Raw genomic sequence first — 13,424 nt, 5'->3', positions numbered from 1 at the left:
TCATGTCGAATCACTCTTTTTTTGCGTCGTGTCGGATTTTTTTTTGGGTGCGAGCAATAACCCCAGCTCAAATAATAGCCAGCACGGGATTGCCAGCAATAATTGTGAAATAATGTCTGGTGGTGTAAAAATGGCTGCCACGACAAAAGCACCAACGATAAAATAGCGCCGTCCTCGGCGTAGTGTGTCAATTTCTACTAAACCGGTTCGCACCAGCAAATAGACTACTACCGGTGTTTCAAAGGCGACGCCAAAAGCAATAAACAACGTGATGGCAAAACTGAAAAAATTCTCAATGTCGGGCATCCATACCACGCCGTCAAAACCCATAGATGCGATAAAGTTAAATACCACCTTGAATACCATCAAGTAGGCAAAAGCCATACCGATGTAAAACAATAATGTGCTGCTAACGATTAGCGGTAGAACAAGTTTTTTTTCGTGTATATACAGGCCGGGCGCGACGAATTTCCAAATTTCGTACCATAAATAAGGCAATGCTACAAGTATGGCAGCGAGTGCCGCAGTAACGATTCGCACGGTAAAAGGAGTCAGTACGCCAATAGCCACCATTTCTTGACTTGGTAGCGCTGTCAGGAGCGGTGCCGACAATGTTGTGTATATATAGCCGGCGATGGGAAATAGCACAACCATCAGTGCCAATACTGCAAAAATGCAGCGCAACAAGCAACTGCGTAAGTCTATTAGATGGCTGAGCAAACCATCTTTGACCAAATCATTACTCACGGGGAAGTTTGGTGTCTGCAGATTGCGCAGTGTCAGTGTTTTCAGAGGAAGCCGTGCCGACATCCGAAGACTTGGCAGTTTTTTCGCTGGTTGAGGAGGACGGTGTAATAGCTTTTGTCGCATCCGCGGCAACTTGGTTTAATTCCTGCGCGGGTGACTCAAAGCTTTTTTTCAATTCTTTGGTGGCATCCTGATATTCGCGCTGAATGCTTTTCATGTCTTCCAGTTCCATTTCGCGGCGCACATCGGCTTTGACAGTAGCAGCCTGTCGTTGCAACCGCGACAAGAGATGACCAATAAAACGGGCGGTTTCGGGAAGCCGTTCCGGCCCGATAATAATTAGGCCGATAGTTGCGATAATAAAAATTTCGCCGAAGCTGATATTGAACATATCACAGCGCTCAGGCGTTTTTTTGTTCGGGGTTTTCTTTTTCGGCAGAAAAGTCTTCTGCCGTCGCTTCTAGGGCCGCTTTTTCCGGGTCGTCGGATTCTTTCATGCCTTGCTTAAAGCCGCGCACAGCACCGCCTAAATCACTGCCCAGATTGCGCAATTTTTTTGTGCCAAACAACAGTACTACGACCAGTAATACAATAAGCCAGTGCCAAATGCTAAATGCTCCCATAATTATTGTTTCTCCTTGCGTGCGGCTTTTTCTGTAATTCCGGATGTGCCGCGGCGAGATGATAAAGCCGCCGCCACCTCATGCCACGATAAATTATAACGCTCCATTACCACTAAGCAATGAAACCACAAATCGGCCATTTCTTCGGTTAGCCGAGCCGTATCGCCGGCTTTGGCAGCTAATGCCGCTTCACAAGCCTCTTCCGCTAATTTTTTGAGCAGAGAATCTTCACTACCAGTAAGTAATTTAGCAGTATAAGATTGAGGTGCGTTCGTTTGTCGTCGCTGGCGAATGCATGTCGCTAATTCTTCTAATATGTCGGTGTTGTTACTCATGCTGCTTCTCGTACCTCCAGGTCGCAATCGGCCAAATATTGTTTAACCTCGGCAATGCTGTAAGTGCCATCGTGAAAAATACTAGCGGCCAAAGCGGCATTGGCAGCTCCGGTTTGTAACGCGGCGGCCAAATGTGCTGGCGTCCCCCCGCCACCGCTGGCAATGAGCGGTACTGGCACTGCATCGGCGACCGCTCGTGTAAGGGATAAATCATAACCATTTAATGTGCCGTCAGCGTCCATACTAGTAAGTAAAATTTCACCGGCGCCGGCATCAGTTGCTTGTCGTGCCCAAGTGAGAACGTCCAGTCCCGTGCTGTTCCGGCCACCGTGGGTGACGACTTCCCAACTGTCTTGAGCGGTGCGGCGTGCATCCACCGCTAGTACTACGCACTGGGCGCCAAAGTGTTGTGCGCATTCGCTAAGTAAAGCTGGTCGCTGTACCGCAGCGGAATTAATGCTGACTTTGTCGGCACCAGCGCGCAACAGCGTTTCAAAATCTTGCAGTGAGCGTACTCCGCCGCCCACGGTAAATGGGATAGTAATTGTTTCCGCCACGGCGCGGACTGTTTCCAGCAAAATGTTGCGCCCGTCGCTGGTGGCGGTGATGTCCAAAAAAACCAATTCATCGGCACCACCTTCATCATACCGCTGTGCTGCTTCTACTGGATCGCCGGCGTCACGCAAATTGACAAATTTCACCCCTTTGACTACACGCCCGTCGCGAATGTCTAAACAGGGAATGATGCGGCACGCTAATCCCATCAGGCTACTGCCTTGGGATAAGAGCCCAACATTTTTAAGAAAGTAGCCCGCTCGCGGATTTCTTCTAAGCAATGTTGCAACTCGGTGTTTTCTTGCACATGGCCGTCCACATCTACATAAAATGCATAAGCCCACAAATTGCCAGAAGACGGACGGGATTCTAGTTTGCACATGTTCACCCCTCGCTGTGCCATTGGCTCCAACAGGCGAAGCATAGAGCCTGCTTCGTGGTGCGATGTCATTACAAAGGTAGTTTTGTCTTGTCCTGATGGACCCGGTTGGTGGTGTCCGAGGATCAAAAATCGTGTGGTATTGGCGGCCGAATCTTCAATATCCGCCGCTACAACGGACAAGTTAAAAATAGTTGCTGCTGACTCAGAGGCGATAGCGGCAGCGTTGGTGTGGTTAGTGGCTTTTTCGGCGGCGGCGGCATTGCTTTCGCACGGTACTTTGGCGACGCCGGGCATGTTATCTTCTAGCCAGCGGCGGCACTGATCCAGTGACTGCGGGTGGGCATAAATCGTATCAATTTTCTTGATGTCTTCGGTGTGTGCCAGTAGGTTGTGACGAATGCGTAACATGGTTTCACCACAAATGACAAGCGGCGTTTCTAACAGTACATCCATAGTGGTGCCAACGGTACCGGCAGTGGAATTTTCAAAAGGAACTACGGCATAATCGCAGTGTTTTTTTTCTACTTCGCGCACGGCAGCATAAATGTTTTTAGCTGGCTGTAGTTGTGCGGTGTGACCAAAGTGCTTGCGCGCTGCATCGTATGTATAGGTGCCCGGCGGGCCGAGATAGGCGATTTGCTGTGGTTTTTCACATGCCAGACAGGCGGCGATAATCTCACGATAAATTGCTGTAACTGCTTCTGCCGGCAGTATGCCTCCTTGAGATGACAAGCGACGTAAAATTTCTGCTTCTCGTTCCAGACGGGCGTAGCAATTGCTTTTTTGTTTGTTCTTGATGGCGCCAGCGCATTTTGCCAAGTTGGCGCGTTCTCGCAACAAAGCAATAAATTTCTCGTCCAGCGCGTCTATGCGCAGACGAATGTCCGCTAACGTTTCCATTATCTTGGGATTAAACAATTAACCGCGGCGCTTACCAAAGAAATGTCATTGACCACATGTTCTTGATTTTTTAAAATGTGCAGAATAAGCAGTCAGAATTTTGCTTTAACAGAAAAAATAATTTATTACTGCGGTTGAATTTCTCCACCACCTAAACAAACATTGCCGTCATACAGTACGGCGTATTGTCCTGGTGCAACGGCGCGTTGCGGTTCGGCAAAAGCAATTTCTGCGCCGTTATCATCTACTTGCAACAACGTGCAGCTGGCAGGATCTTGCCGATGTCGTAAGCGAGCAGCAAATACCCAATTAGGCGGCGGTGGATTACCGGCAATCCAGTGAGCATTTGCAATAGTCACTCGCTTGTTGTAAAGGAGTGAGTGTGATTCGCCTTGTGCTACTACCAGCGCGTTTTGGTGTGGGCGTTTGGCAATGACAAACCACGGTGAGCCTTCACCACCGATACCAAGCCCTTGTCGCTGCCCGATGGTATAAAACGCCAGCCCGCGGTGTTCGCCGATAATCTCACCTGCTGGCGTTTGCATGGGACCGGGGGCGGGTGGTAGGTAACGCGCTAGAAAATCATTAAAACGTCGTTCACCGACAAAGCAAATGCCGGTGCTGTCTTTGCGCGCCCAATTATCCAGCCCAGCTTCACGAGCTGCGACACGGACATCAGCTTTGTGCCAGTCGCCCAAGGGGAAATTTACAGCGGTCAGTTGTTCGGCGTTTAACCGATGCAGAAAGTAGCTTTGATCTTTTGCCGCATCTTCGCCTTTTAGTAATTGCCATTCACCATTGAGTTGCCGAACTTGGGCATAATGACCCGTGGCGACGGTGTTGGCGCCCATGGTTGCTACCTTGTTGCGAAAAGCCTCAAATTTAATTTCTGAATTGCACAATACATCGGGGTTAGGCGTAAGCCCATGCCGCAAAGATTGCAAAAAAGGAGCAAATACTTTTTGTTTGTACTCTGCAGCAAAGTTTACTACTTCCAATTCAATGCCTAGCACGTCGGCAGCGGCAGCGGCAGCCATTAAGTCGGCTTTGTCGTGGCAGCCGGCGTCGGTGTCATCGTCTTCCCAATTTTTCATAAATACAGCAAAAACATCAGCGCCACTGCGTTTAAGCAGCATGGCGGCTACCGCTGAGTCGACGCCGCCAGATAAAGCCACGGCGATTCGGGTTGAAGAATTTGCTGTCATGTGGCGAATTTTAAAGAATGTTTGAAAAAGCTTCCAAATTTATAAAAATAAGGGAAGATAAATATTCTAATGATTTTGAACGAATTAATTTTTTTAGAAATTAAGACAAGGGTAGAAAACGTTAACGGCAACAGGAAAAATTAGAAAAAACGGTAAAAATTGCCTAAACACTCAGCACATTTTGTAAATTAAGCATAAAATATTAAGTATAAATGCCTCATTCCTCAACCGTTACTGCTGTGTCTTCTAAAAGATGTTTTCGACCCCATCCAATATTGACTGTTGCCGCAATTTTGTTAATGATTATCACGTTTCGATTGGCATGGTGGCAGTTTGATCGCGCCAACGAAAAGCGTGTGTTGGAACAACACGCACAAGCCGGGTTGCGTGCTGAACCGCTTACCGTTACCACTACCGTTGGTATTGCGCCACACCGCAGTGCTGTTGTCAGCGGACAATATCTGCCATCGCACGAAATTTTGCTGGACAATCAAGTTCATCAACGGCGGGCGGGATTTCATGTTATTACGCCGCTTCGCCTTGCTGGCGGTGATGTTATCGCCATCAATCGTGGTTGGGTTGCCGGCGATGTTTCTAGCCGTACCGCTGTGCCACTGCCGCCGCCAACTGGAAAAGTTACTGTGCGTGGTGTGCTACAAAAAGACCGGTCTGATGCGTTTACTTTGTCAGAGCAAACAGAAAACGGTAACGTCTGGCAAAATCTACAATTACCCAAGTACGCTGCTACCACGGGATTGCCGTTGCTCACGCTGGTGTTGTTTGCGCAAGACGGTGATGGAGTGCTTGCGCCTGCTGCCGTACGTATTAACTTTAAATCGGCACAAAGTACTGCTTATGCTTGGCAGTGGCTTACATTTTGCGCACTTACGCTATTGTTTTATATTTTGTTGGGATTGAAACGAAAAGAATCATGAAAAAACGTTGGCCACTTGTATTAATTATTCTTATTAGTGTGCTTACGCCCGTTGCGTCCACGCTGTTATTTTATTTTTCGCCACCGACCGCTCACACAGAAAATGGTGATTTGCTTTCGCCGACGTCATTACCGGCGTGGGGAAGTAGTGTTGAAAAAGGCAAGTGGGCTTTGTTGCAAGCTGCTCCCGGAGAGTGTGGTGATGATTGCCAGCGGAGATTGTGCCGAATGCGGCAGTTGCGACTGATGTTGCCCGGACACTATTTGCGGTTACAGCGAGCATGGTTAATGCCGGATGCTGATGAACCAACGTCGCAAATGACAACCAGTGATTGTGGCGAAACTCTCGCCGCTGCATTTTCTGAGCGAGCTGCAGAAGTGAGCGTGAGCGACAATGTGCTGATTTTGCGCGGTAACATTACCGATTTGCCTGTTGCGGCACCGGGACTTCAGCGTAGTGACTATCTATATTTAGTGGATCCGGCGGGGTTACTGTTTATGCGTTTTGCACCGACGTTAGATATTTATGAGATTCGTAAAGACATGGCCAAACTGCTCAAAATATCTAAAGGGCGCCGGCGAATTAGTAGATAACCGCAATGTTAGGCTGGCTTGCGAAAGGTTAGCGGTGTTAGCCACAGCAAGACAGACGAGCCGCCCAACCAAGCCGCACTCAGTAACAATATCATTGACCAGCCGATATTTGCATCTAACAATAAACCGTAAATTATCGGTCCAGCGGCACTGAACAATACCATCGTTGCTTGTGCCAAGGCACGTACTGCACCTAAATTTGCTGCTCCGTACATCTCCAGCCACAACGCATTGACTGATGGCACTCCGATACCAACCGTCATACCCATTAAAGCGTAATACACTGCCGGCAATGCGACAAAATCCAAGTTAATTGGTACGAGGCAAGCACAAATAATTGGCAGTAACGAAAATCTCACTACTCGGGCGCCACTCCATTTGTCTACCAGCACGCCGGCAATTAGCGATGTGCATACGGATGATAGCGAATAGGCAATAATTGCCGCTGACCAAAGGCGAAAATCCACCCCTTTGAAAGCAGCTAAACTGTGTTGGTGAAACAATAATGCGGTGACAATAAACGCTGGTGAAAATAACGCTGGCGCCGCCCGCCAAAAACGCGAATCTGCTAAAACTTGCCGGCGTGTCCAAGAATCCGTATCCGTCGTTGACGCTGTATTTGACATTTTTCGCGGCGGTGCGGTTGATATGCCGCGCAACAGCCACTGCGCCAACAGCATAACCGCAAACAGTTCTACTAGTGCCGACAATCGCCAGATTTCCCGCCATGAAAGAGCCAGTAACAAAACGGCAATTAACGGCGGTGAAATTGCTTCACCAACGGGCATGCCCAAGCCTGCCAGGCTTATAGATTTGCCTCGTCCTTGTGCGGACAACCGGGCGGTGGCGGCAAAGCCAGTGTGCGAGGATAACCCTTGACCAAATAACCGCAACAAGAAAAATGCTGCAAGCAATTGCCACCATGTTGTTGCATAAGACATGACTGCCGCTGCCACCGCCAAGCCGCTAATGACGATACCGGCGTAATAGCGCAAGTCAATGTCATCAATTAAACGTCCTAGCCAAGGTAGCAACATGGCACTACCCAGTGTCGCAACAGAATATAACGTGCCAATGCCGCTGTGACTTAGCGAAAAAGCTTCGCGTAATGGTGCATTGAATAGCGATAAAAAATGTGTTTGGCCAAATGCTGATGATAGCGTAAATAAAAAACCGAAGGCGATAATGTGCCAAGACATTGTTTTTATTTAACGCCGCCGAATTGCAAATTTTGTTTGCCGAATGACGTTATCTTGTAGTAACCAAGCAGCCGTAGTCATTTAATCAACCAAACCATAATGTTTCAACAAGGCTGCCGGTTTTGGCACTCGCCCGCGAAAGGCGGTGAATGACTGCATTGCCGGGCGAGAACCGCCTACCGCCAGCACTTCTTGACGAAAACGTGAACCCAATTCGGCATTTAATACATCACCACTTTCTGTAAACAAAGCAAAAGCGTCTGCTGCCAGCACTTCCGCCCACAGATAACTATAATAGCCTGCCGCATAACCGCCGGCAAAAATATGCGAAAAACAACAGGGAAACCGATTCCATTCTGGCGCAGGCAACACGGCAGTTTGTTGGCGTGCTTCTTTTAGCACTGCCATAAAAGGGCGTGGTGTACCGCTGTGTAGTTTTAAATCAAACAGCGCAAATTCTAATTGTCGCACCAAGCGTAAGCCAGATTGAAACTGGCGTGCTGCCAGTGCTTTGTCAAACAGTGCTTTGGGCATTGGCTCACCGGTTTTTTTATGTGTGCTGTCATCGGTTCTAGCACTCGCCAATCCCAAATGAAGTTTTCCATAAATTGGCTTGGTAGCTCTACCGCATCCCATTCCACACCGCTAATGCCGGAGGCAGAAAATTCTTCTACCTCAGTTAACAAATGATGCAGAGCGTGACCGAATTCGTGAAACAACGTTACTGCTTCATCCCAGTTGAGTAAGGCTTGTGAGCCGGCTTTTGGTGGGGCGAAGTTACACGTAACATGTGCTACTGGCAATTGCAGCGTTCCCGAGCGACGACAACGCGATAGGGCATCTGCCATCCACGCACCGCCACGTTTGGTATCACGCGCGTACAAATCAAGATACAGACCGCCGATTTCTTCACCGTTGCGGGTGTGCAGCTTGAAGTATTGTGCTTCTGGTAGCCACAGCGATGTTGGCACTGCTGTCGCACAAACGCCAAAAAGTTTTTCGGCACAGGAAAATAATCCATCTAATACTTTGTCGACGCGCAAATAGGGGCGCAACTCGGCATCTGAAAAATCAAACTGGCGGCGGCACATGTGTTCGGAAACAAAACCCACGTCCCACGGCTGCAAATCATCAATGCCTAGCTCGGTGGCGGCAAAGGCGCGCATGGCTTCTAATTCTTTAACAGCAGCAGGATACGCTCGTGCCGCCAGATCATATAAAAAGTCCAGCGCTTCATGTGGAGTACCAGCCATTCGCGTTTGTAGTGCCATGTGGGCGTAATCATCAAACCCCAGTAAAGATGCTTGTTTGGCACGCAATTCTAAAATTTCGGTGACAAGCGGTGTATTGTCGCGGGCGGCATTGCCAAATTCGCTGGCGCGGGTATTGTAGGCGTAATACAGTTCGCGCCGTTGTTTACGGGCGGGAGAATACTGCATAAATGCCACATAAGATGGCTGTTGTAAGGTAAAGCGAAAGCTGTTGTTATCTCCTGCTGCCAGTGCTGCCGCTTGTTTGAGGTCGGGTGGCATGTCGCCCAAGTCTTCTTCGCTTGCTATATCCAACGCATAATCGTTGGTGGCATCTAGCAGGTGTTCTACAAACGCTGCCGACAAAGCCGACAGTTTTTCGCTGTGCCGGCGAAATATTGTTTTTTGTTCATCTGCCAGAGCGATGCCGGATAATTGAAAATCCTGTAAAGCGTCAGCGACGATTTTTTTTTGTGTAGGAGAAAGCGTTTCCGATTGGGTGAGTGTTTGCAGCTGTTGGTATACGCCTTCATGCTGTCCCATGCGGGCGGAGTGTGCCGAAATTTTTTCTAGATTATCGCGATAAGCGGCGCGCCACGACGGAGTACTCATAACGGCATGCATGTGTTCTACCTGATTCCAAACGCGGGCAATGGCTTCATCGGCGGCTTCTAGCGGTGCGCAAACCGTCTCCCACGACGGCGATGATTCATCGGCGACGGCATCGGCAGTTTGTTCGGCGGCGGTTAACACCGAGTCAACGGCAGCACCGACGTCATCGGGGCAAATCTCGGCAAATCTCGGTAGTTTTTTAAAATTTAATAAAGTATTGTCTGGCATAGTATCTTTCCTGTTTTAAGGTCGCTTGTATAATGAGATTTTGCCGCGCCTTTAGCTCAGCGGATAGAGTGTTGGCCTCCGAAGCCAAAGGTCAGAGGTTCGAATCCTCTAAGGCGCGCCAGCAGATTATATTGTAATCGCCCTATTGCCCATTGTTGGCGAATGCGTACTTACTGTATAAAGTAAAAAAAGAAAAGAATATGCTATGGGTATTGGGTGAAGATGCAAGAAGCAAAAAAATACTCACAATGATGGTTCTCTTTGTAAAAGAGGAAATGCGAGAAGCGATGATTATTAAATTATTTGAGCATCTTGATAAAAACAGCAGCGCAAATTTGGTATTGCGCAGTTTAGATGAAAAAAAATGATGATGGAGTTGTCAATCAAATCAGAAATTTTGTCAGCCGAAGTGATAACAAAAATAACTAGCGCACCATTATCAAATTAATATTGAGTGGGCGTCTGCCACACGCCGAGTGTTTGCAATTGTGCGGTGGCGGTGGTGGCGAATCCTCGATTGGCAGCAGGGTTGGCAGGGCTGGGATGTAAAATTTTTCCGATTGTTATATCGCTGTCGGAAAATAGTGTTAATAATCGGGTTTCGGCAAAACCGCCAACGCCAATTAAATATTGTGGCTGTAATATGTCAACAACACGGCGTAAAAAAATATCACACGCTTCAAACAGCGGTGTTTTTTCTGCTGGCGACAATTTGTCGGGTGTGATGTTAGTACACCGTTTGCCCTCAGCACTCAAAAAAAGTAACGGACAATAATTTAACACCAGGTGGTCGGAAAAAAACGCCGCTGCCGTTTTATATTCCTGCGCAAATAAATCCCACAGCCGCCGCCCGCTGACTTCGGAGCGAGGACAATCAAAACCCAGTATAGGGCGCGCCGGATGGGTGTCGGGCTGCTGCTGTGGTGCTTCGCAAATCTTCATCCAGTCGCGTACTGCTGCCACTTCGCCAAAAGGGACGCCGGTTTGTGTCATTCCCCACGGACCGGGATTCATCCCCCAAAAAAGCGTTCGTTTAGTGCCGTCGCCAAACTGCCGTAAATATTTATTGTGCGCCCGGCGGGCATATCGCAGCGGATGATATGTGTGCGTTATTGGTGCGCCAAAAGTCAGCTGTTCACAAGTGGCGGTGAGCTTGTCGGTGGCGGCAATGAGGCGGGTGGCAGTCATAAAATATTAAAACAGGCAGTTTGTGTCCGCCATTGTATGTGTTTTCTTCAGAGGATTGTTTCTCACGGCAGGTAATTGATGACGCTCGGACGCGGCGATGGCGGGGATGAGAACGGTGGAGGATTGGTTGAGCGCGAGCGATGAAAATGCACACGGCGGCGGCGATGATAAAATTAACGGTTATGAGCCTCTTGGCGGATTTATTAAAAGCACGGTTTGATAGCGGTGATTTTGTCGTAAACGACAAATTGGATGAAATTATGCTACTGGTGCCAGAAAACCGAATTTCTGAAACAATGCGGGCGTTGCGTGACGAAAAAGACTTCTGTTTTGAGCAACTCATTGATTTAGCAGGAATTGATTATTCTGAACACGCGGCGTATCCAAACAAAAAATTTGCCGTGGTTTATCATTTACTCTCCCTCACCCACAACCGCCGATTGCGAGTGCGCGCTTTTTGTGAGGATGAGAGTTTTCCGCAAATGTCTTCGGTTACCGACATCTGGGCCGCCGCTGGCTGGTTTGAGCGTGAAGCATTTGATTTGTACGGTATCGTTTTTCATGGACATCAAGATTTACGGCGAATTCTTACCGATTACGGTTTTATCGGTCATCCATTTCGCAAAGATTTCCCCGTTTCTGGCCACGTGGAAATGCGTTATGACCCAGAAAAAAAGCGGGTGGTGTACGTCCCCGTGAGCATAGAACCGCGCGAGGTAACACCGCGTATTGTGCGTGAAGACGATTTTGGCAGAGAGCGCGACGATCATGGCTGAGATTCGTAATTACACAATGAATTTGGGTCCCCAACACCCGGCGGCACATGGAGTGTTGCGGTTGGTACTGGAGTTGGACGGCGAAGTCATTGAGCGCGCTGACCCGCATATCGGTTTACTCCACCGTGCTACCGAAAAATTAGCCGAACAAAAAACATTTATTCAAGCACTGCCCTATATGGATCGGTTGGATTATGTTTCCATGATGGTCAATGAACACGCCTATGTGATGGCGATTGAAAAACTTTGCGGGCTGACGCCGCCCATACGTGCGCAGTACATCCGTGTGATGTTTGATGAAATCACACGTATTCTCAATCACCTGCTGTGGCTGGGCGCGCACGCGCTGGATATCGGTGCGATGAGCATGTTTTTGTATGCCTTTCGCGAGCGCGAAGATTTGATGGATTGTTATGAGGCCGTTTCTGGTGCTCGCATGCATGCCGCGTATTATCGTCCTGGTGGAGTGTATCGGGATTTGCCTGATACGATGCCGCAATACAGCGTTTCCCGATTCAAAAGCGAATCCCATGTGAAGGAACTTAACGCTAATAGGCAGGGTGGTTTATTGGAGTTTATTGCCGATTTTATTGAACGGTTTCCGGCTAAAGTAGACGAATACGAAACCCTGCTTACCGATAACCGTATCTGGAAACAGCGTACCGTGGATATTGGTGTGGTAACGCCGGAGCGGGCGCTGGCACTGGGCTTTACCGGACCCATGTTGCGTGGCAGTGGCGTGGAATGGGATTTGCGCAAAAAACAACCTTATGAAGTTTATGAACAGCTGGATTTTGATATTCCGGTAGGCGTTAACGGGGATTGTTATGACCGTTATTTGGTGCGTATGGAAGAAATGCGCCAGTCCAATCGTATTATTAAACAGTGCGTAGAATGGTTGAGAGCAAACCCCGGTCCAGTTATTGTGGAAGATCACAAAATCGCACCGCCGTCTCGCGTCAACATGAAAGACAACATGGAAGAACTCATCCACCACTTTAAGCTGTTTACTGAAGGAATGCACGTGCCTTCTGGCGAGGCTTATTGTGCGGTGGAGCATCCTAAAGGGGAGTTTGGTATTTATTTGGTGTCGGACGGTGCCAACAAGCCGTACCGTCTAAAAATTCGTGCGCCGGGGTTTGTTCATCTGGCAGCGATGGATGAAATGGCACGTGGACACATGTTGTCCGATGTGGTGTCTATCATTGGCACAATGGACATTGTGTTTGGTGAGATTGATCGATGAGTGCCGAAAAAAACTTATCTGCCGAGTCACTGGCGGCGATTGATCGTGAAATGGAAAAATATCCGCCCGGCAAACAAGCGTCGGCAGTAATGAGTGCCTTGCGCATCGCGCAAAAAGAAAAGGGCTGGCTGGCTGATGACACTATCGCTTTTGTTGCCGAGTACTTAAAAATTCCAGCAATTCGCGCTTATGAAGTGGCTACGTTTTATAACATGTACGACCTAAAACCAGTGGGACGAAACAAATTGTGTTTGTGTACTAATCTTCCATGTATGTTGATGGGAGCGACAGAAACGGCCGCCGCCTTGAAGGAGGCGTTGGGTGTTGATTTTGGCGAAACAACGGCGGATGACGAATGGACTTTGCGCGAAGGTGAGTGTTTTGGTGCTTGTGGCGATGCGCCAGCAATTATCGTTAACAACGAAAAAATACACAGCGGCATTACGGCGGAAAAAGTACCGGGTTTTTTGAGAAAATTGCGACAACAAAACGATAACGCAAGCGATTAATTTTGTTTTGGTAAATTATGACGATGCTAGTCCGTCGGTAAGTTAATGTAGATTTCGGAAAAGTAATGAATAACGGCAAGTTGTTTGACGGTAAATTTTACTCAGCGACTTTATGCCTTTCGCGAGGATATAATTATATAT

17 protein-coding genes and 1 tRNA gene are annotated in these 13,424 nt (G+C 48.3%); 7 read left to right on the top strand and 11 right to left on the bottom strand.

The genetic code is table 11. The annotated features are described in order from the left end of the window. The 7 genes from tatC to mnmA all read right to left on the bottom strand — a co-directional run bounded on the left by tatC (nt 1) and on the right by mnmA (nt 4,747). The gene (gene tatC / locus NQX30_00410) at nt 1-747 is read right to left on the bottom strand and encodes a twin-arginine translocase subunit TatC (GenBank protein ID MDM5146853.1); all 747 of its coding nucleotides are present in this window, start codon (nt 745-747) and stop codon (nt 1-3) included. Next, on the bottom strand, nt 740-1,138 hold the full coding sequence (gene tatB, locus NQX30_00405; protein ID MDM5146852.1) for a Sec-independent protein translocase protein TatB: 399 nt from the start codon (nt 1,136-1,138) through the stop codon (nt 740-742). The genes tatC and tatB overlap by 8 nt, the downstream gene beginning before the upstream one ends. A gap of 10 nt (nt 1,139-1,148) precedes the next feature. Next, entirely contained in the window at nt 1,149-1,370 is a 222-nt protein-coding gene (gene tatA, locus NQX30_00400; protein MDM5146851.1) for a Sec-independent protein translocase subunit TatA, read from the bottom strand. A 2-nt stretch (nt 1,371-1,372) separates the two neighbouring features. Continuing rightward, complete coding sequence (locus NQX30_00395; protein ID MDM5146850.1) at nt 1,373-1,705, bottom strand: phosphoribosyl-ATP diphosphatase; 333 nt, start codon at nt 1,703-1,705, stop codon at nt 1,373-1,375. After that, nucleotides 1,702-2,469: an imidazole glycerol phosphate synthase subunit HisF gene (gene hisF, locus NQX30_00390; GenBank protein MDM5146849.1), complete on the bottom strand. Its 768-nt coding sequence runs from the start codon at nt 2,467-2,469 to the stop codon at nt 1,702-1,704. Before hisF ends, NQX30_00395 begins: the two co-directional genes overlap by 4 nt. Next, on the bottom strand, nt 2,469-3,542 hold the full coding sequence (gene pheA, locus NQX30_00385; protein ID MDM5146848.1) for a prephenate dehydratase: 1,074 nt from the start codon (nt 3,540-3,542) through the stop codon (nt 2,469-2,471). The genes hisF and pheA overlap by 1 nt, the downstream gene beginning before the upstream one ends. 125 nt (nt 3,543-3,667) lie before the next feature. Further along, nucleotides 3,668-4,747 carry a tRNA 2-thiouridine(34) synthase MnmA gene (mnmA, locus tag NQX30_00380; protein MDM5146847.1) on the bottom strand — a complete coding sequence of 360 codons (1,080 nt, stop codon included), beginning with the start codon at nt 4,745-4,747 and terminating at the stop codon, nt 3,668-3,670. A gap of 299 nt (nt 4,748-5,046) precedes the next feature. On the opposite strand from mnmA, the gene NQX30_00375 reads away from it, so the two are divergent. Both NQX30_00375 and NQX30_00370 read left to right on the top strand, forming a co-directional pair. After that, the gene (locus tag NQX30_00375; GenBank protein MDM5146846.1) at nt 5,047-5,682 is read left to right on the top strand and encodes an SURF1 family protein; all 636 of its coding nucleotides are present in this window, start codon (nt 5,047-5,049) and stop codon (nt 5,680-5,682) included. Continuing rightward, nucleotides 5,679-6,275 (top strand): hypothetical protein, encoded by a 597-nt coding sequence (locus NQX30_00370; GenBank protein ID MDM5146845.1) that lies wholly within the window; start codon nt 5,679-5,681, stop codon nt 6,273-6,275. The genes NQX30_00375 and NQX30_00370 overlap by 4 nt, the downstream gene beginning before the upstream one ends. Before the next feature lie 8 nt (nt 6,276-6,283). Here NQX30_00370 and NQX30_00365 read toward each other — a convergent pair whose 3' ends face one another. The 3 genes from NQX30_00365 to NQX30_00355 form a co-directional block, all read right to left on the bottom strand. Further along, on the bottom strand, nt 6,284-7,474 hold the full coding sequence (locus NQX30_00365; GenBank protein ID MDM5146844.1) for an MFS transporter: 1,191 nt from the start codon (nt 7,472-7,474) through the stop codon (nt 6,284-6,286). An 81-nt stretch (nt 7,475-7,555) separates the two neighbouring features. Continuing rightward, nucleotides 7,556-8,008: a M3 family metallopeptidase gene (locus tag NQX30_00360; GenBank protein MDM5146843.1), complete on the bottom strand. Its 453-nt coding sequence runs from the start codon at nt 8,006-8,008 to the stop codon at nt 7,556-7,558. Continuing rightward, a complete protein-coding gene (locus NQX30_00355; GenBank protein ID MDM5146842.1) occupies nt 7,933-9,564 on the bottom strand; it encodes a M3 family metallopeptidase in 1,632 nt (543 codons plus the stop codon). The genes NQX30_00360 and NQX30_00355 overlap by 76 nt, the downstream gene beginning before the upstream one ends. A 45-nt stretch (nt 9,565-9,609) precedes the next feature. Here NQX30_00355 and NQX30_00350 point away from each other — a divergent pair. Both NQX30_00350 and NQX30_00345 read left to right on the top strand, forming a co-directional pair. Further along, nucleotides 9,610-9,685, top strand: a tRNA-Arg gene (locus NQX30_00350). A 34-nt stretch (nt 9,686-9,719) separates the two neighbouring features. Further along, complete coding sequence (locus NQX30_00345) at nt 9,720-9,932, top strand: hypothetical protein (protein MDM5146841.1); 213 nt, start codon at nt 9,720-9,722, stop codon at nt 9,930-9,932. Nucleotides 9,933-10,008: 76 nt separating this feature from the next. On the opposite strand, the gene NQX30_00340 is transcribed toward NQX30_00345, so the two are convergent. After that, nucleotides 10,009-10,752 carry a single-stranded DNA-binding protein gene (locus NQX30_00340; GenBank protein MDM5146840.1) on the bottom strand — a complete coding sequence of 248 codons (744 nt, stop codon included), beginning with the start codon at nt 10,750-10,752 and terminating at the stop codon, nt 10,009-10,011. A gap of 182 nt (nt 10,753-10,934) precedes the next feature. Between NQX30_00340 and NQX30_00335 the strand changes: the two genes are divergently transcribed. Genes NQX30_00335 through nuoE form a run of 3 tightly spaced genes read left to right on the top strand, consistent with a single transcriptional unit; the run spans nt 10,935 to nt 13,283 of the window. Next, nucleotides 10,935-11,528: an NADH-quinone oxidoreductase subunit C gene (locus NQX30_00335; protein MDM5146839.1), complete on the top strand. Its 594-nt coding sequence runs from the start codon at nt 10,935-10,937 to the stop codon at nt 11,526-11,528. Beyond that, nucleotides 11,521-12,774 (top strand): NADH-quinone oxidoreductase subunit D, encoded by a 1,254-nt coding sequence (locus tag NQX30_00330; protein MDM5146838.1) that lies wholly within the window; start codon nt 11,521-11,523, stop codon nt 12,772-12,774. Before NQX30_00335 ends, NQX30_00330 begins: the two co-directional genes overlap by 8 nt. Further along, entirely contained in the window at nt 12,771-13,283 is a 513-nt protein-coding gene (gene nuoE, locus NQX30_00325) for an NADH-quinone oxidoreductase subunit NuoE (GenBank protein MDM5146837.1), read from the top strand. Before NQX30_00330 ends, nuoE begins: the two co-directional genes overlap by 4 nt. The last annotated feature ends 141 nt before the right edge of the window (nt 13,284-13,424 follow it).

The sequence above is a fragment of the Candidatus Persebacteraceae bacterium Df01 genome (assembly GCA_030386295.1).
Lineage (GTDB): Bacteria > Pseudomonadota > Gammaproteobacteria > Tethybacterales > Persebacteraceae > Doriopsillibacter > Doriopsillibacter californiensis.
The sequence above is the reverse complement of the archived record's forward strand: the minus strand, read 5'-3'. Positions and strand labels throughout refer to the sequence as shown.